The following is a 2850-nucleotide window of genomic DNA, read 5'->3' on the forward strand; positions in this document are numbered from 1 at the left end:
ACCACCGCGTACTTCGATCCGAACATGGCCCACATGAACGAGATCCTCAACCCGCCGGATTTCTTGACCGGTGAGTTGGCCAACCTGTCCGGACAGGCCGCCGATCCGTTCAAGATTCCGCCCGGCACGGCATCGGGACACTAGGGGGCGGCAGAACAGATGCACGACAGGCTCACCAGGATCCAGCTGTGGATCTTCTCGGTCATCACCGTGATCACCCTGACCGTGATGGCGATCTTCTACCTGCGGCTGCCCGCGGCGCTCGGCATCGGGACCTACGGCGTCAGCGCCGATTTCATCGCCGGCGGCGGCCTGTACAAGAACGCGAACGTCACCTACCGCGGCGTCGCCGTGGGCCGGGTCGAGTCGGTGGGCCTGACCCCCACCGGTGTGGTCGCGGACATGCGGCTCAACAGCGGCACCGCCATCCCGTCCAACGTCACCGCCACCGTCAAGAGCGTGTCGGCCGTCGGTGAGCAGTACATCGACCTGGTGCCGCCCAAGGCCCCGGCTTCGACCAGGCTGCACAACGGGTCTCACATCGACCGGCAGAACACCCGGATCGGCCAGGACGTGGCCGACCTCCTCAAGCGGGCCGAGGCGCTGGTCAACAGCCTGGGCGACACCCGGCTACGCGAACTGCTGCACGAGACGTTCGTCGCCGCCAACGGGTCGGGGCCCGAGATGGCCCGGCTCTTCGAGTCGGCCCGGTTGCTGGTGGACGAGGCCAACGCCAATTACCCGCAGATCTCGCAACTGATCGACCAGGCGGGCCCGTTCCTGCAGGCACAGATCCGCGCCGGCGCCGACGTCAAGTCGCTCGCCGACGGGTTGGCCCGGTTCACCTCCGAGGTGCGGCAGGCCGACCCGCAGCTGCGCGACACCCTGGCGATCGCGCCGGGGGCGATCGACCAGGCCAGCACCGCGTTCTCCGGGATTCGCCCCTCCTTCCCGGCGCTGGCCGCCAGCCTGGCGAACCTCGGCCGCGTCGGCGTCATCTACCACAAGTCGATCGAGCACCTGCTGGTCGTGCTGCCGGCGTTGTTCGCGGCCATCATCACGATGGCGGGCGGTCCTCCCCTCGACGAGGGCGGCAAGCTGGACTTCAAGCTCGACCTCAACGACCCGCCGCCCTGCGCCGTCGGGTTCCTGCCCCCGCCGCTGATGCGCACTCCCGCCGACGAGACGGTGCGCGAGCTGCCGAAGGACATGTACTGCAAGACCGCGCAGAGCGATCCCAGCACGGTCCGTGGCGCGCGCAACTACCCGTGCCAGGAGTTTCCCGGCAAGCGGGCACCCACGATCCAGCTGTGCCGGGATCCGAAGGGGTACGTGCCGGTCGGCCGCAACCCGTGGCGCGGCCCGCCGGTCCCGTACGACACGCCGATGACCAACGGCCTGAACGTGTTGCCGCCCAACAAGTTCCCCTACATTCCGCCGAGCGCCCAACCCGATCCCGGGACGCCGATCGTCGGTCCGCCGCCGCCGGGCGTGGTGCCCGGGCCGGGGCCGCTGCCCAACAAGCAGCCGGCCTTCGACCCGCCGCCGCCCAACGACAACGGGCCGCCGCCGCCGTTCACCTCCTGGCAGCCGCCCGGGGTGCCGCCGGTGCCGCCGCAGCTGCCCTACCCGAAGTGGCTGCCCCCGCCGGGGCCGCCCGAGGGGATCAGCCCGCCGCCGGCGGGGCCCGGCCCGGAAAAGCCGTGGGGGCCGCCGCCGGGGCCCGGCCCGCAACCGCAGGCCAGCGGGCCGGCCTACGCCACCTACGACCCGAAGACCGGCGCCTTTGCCGATCCGGCGGGAGGCACTGGTATCTTCGCGGCCGGCGCCAGCAGCACCTCCGGCGCGGAGAATTGGGTGGACCTGATGCTTGATCCAAGGCCTATGTGATGGAGCCTGTCGTCACCGGCGGTCCCGCGACGCCACCGCGGGTTCGTCGCCGGGCGTCCCGTGCGGCGGGCCCGGCGAAACCCGAGGAGGCCCAGGCCGCCCCGGTCAGCTTCGACGTTCCCGACGTCCCCGCCGCGCCCAAGCCGAGACCCGCGGCGCGGACCCGCACGTCGCCGAAGCCGCCGCCGCGCCGTCAGCCGAATCGCCGGCTGGTGGGCTGGATCTCATTGGCCGCCGCGGTGCTGGCGGTCGGCGTCTTGGCCGGCTGCGTGTCCCTGCTGTTGATCCAGCAGCGGCACACCACCGCCGCCCAGGCCCGCGACCAGCGCTTCGTCGACACCGCCACCCAGACCGTCGTCAACATGTTCAGCTACAAACAGGACAACATCGACGAGAGCGTGGATCGATTCGTCAACGGCACCAGCGGCCCGCTGCGCGGCATGCTCGGCGCCAACAACAACGTCGAAAACCTCAAGGCCATCTTCCGCACCACCAACGCGACGTCGGAGGCCGTGATCAACGGCGCGGCGCTGGAAGGCGTTGACGCCGTAGCGGATAACGCGTCCGTGCTGGTGTCGGTGCGCGTCACGGTGGCCGACATCGACGGTGTCAACAAGCCTTCCACGCCGTATCGCCTGCGGGTCATCGTGCACGAGGACGAGAGCGGGCGGATGACCGGCTACGACATCAAATACCCCGACGGCGGTAATTGATGCGGTGGTTGCGCCGGCTGGCGGTCGTCGCGGGTTACGCGATGGTCGCAGCGTTCATCGGGTTGTCCGCGGCGGCCGGCTGGCTGTACTGGGATCGGGTGCAGACGCGCGGTGAGCAGGCGGCGCGGGCGGTTCTTCCCGGCCTGGCGGCCAAGGAGATTCCGGAGGTCTTCGCCTACGACTACCAGACCGTCGAGCGGAGCCTGACCGCCGCGTACCCGTTGCTGACGCCCGACTACCGCGCCGA

General features: G+C 70.5%; 2 protein-coding genes and 2 pseudogenes. All 4 read left to right on the forward strand.

Going from position 1 to position 2850, the window contains the following annotated elements; all coding sequences use genetic code 11:
- Positions 1-144: pseudogene (locus tag A5714_RS25885) on the forward strand (mammalian cell entry protein); the annotation flags it as partial.
- Positions 145-159: 15 nt separating this feature from the next.
- The gene (locus tag A5714_RS04675) at positions 160-1890 is read left to right on the forward strand and encodes a virulence factor Mce family protein (protein WP_068283215.1); all 1731 of its coding nucleotides are present in this window, start codon (positions 160-162) and stop codon (positions 1888-1890) included.
- Positions 1890-2603, forward strand: a complete 714-nt coding sequence (locus A5714_RS04680; RefSeq protein ID WP_068283218.1) for a mammalian cell entry protein — start codon at positions 1890-1892, stop codon at positions 2601-2603. The genes A5714_RS04675 and A5714_RS04680 overlap by 1 nt, the downstream gene beginning before the upstream one ends.
- Positions 2603-2850, forward strand: a pseudogene (locus A5714_RS04685) (mammalian cell entry protein); the annotation flags it as partial. The gene A5714_RS04680 and the pseudogene A5714_RS04685, both read left to right, overlap by 1 nt.

This window comes from Mycobacterium sp. E2462, assembly GCF_001672685.1.
Taxonomy (GTDB): Bacteria; Actinomycetota; Actinomycetes; order Mycobacteriales; family Mycobacteriaceae; genus Mycobacterium.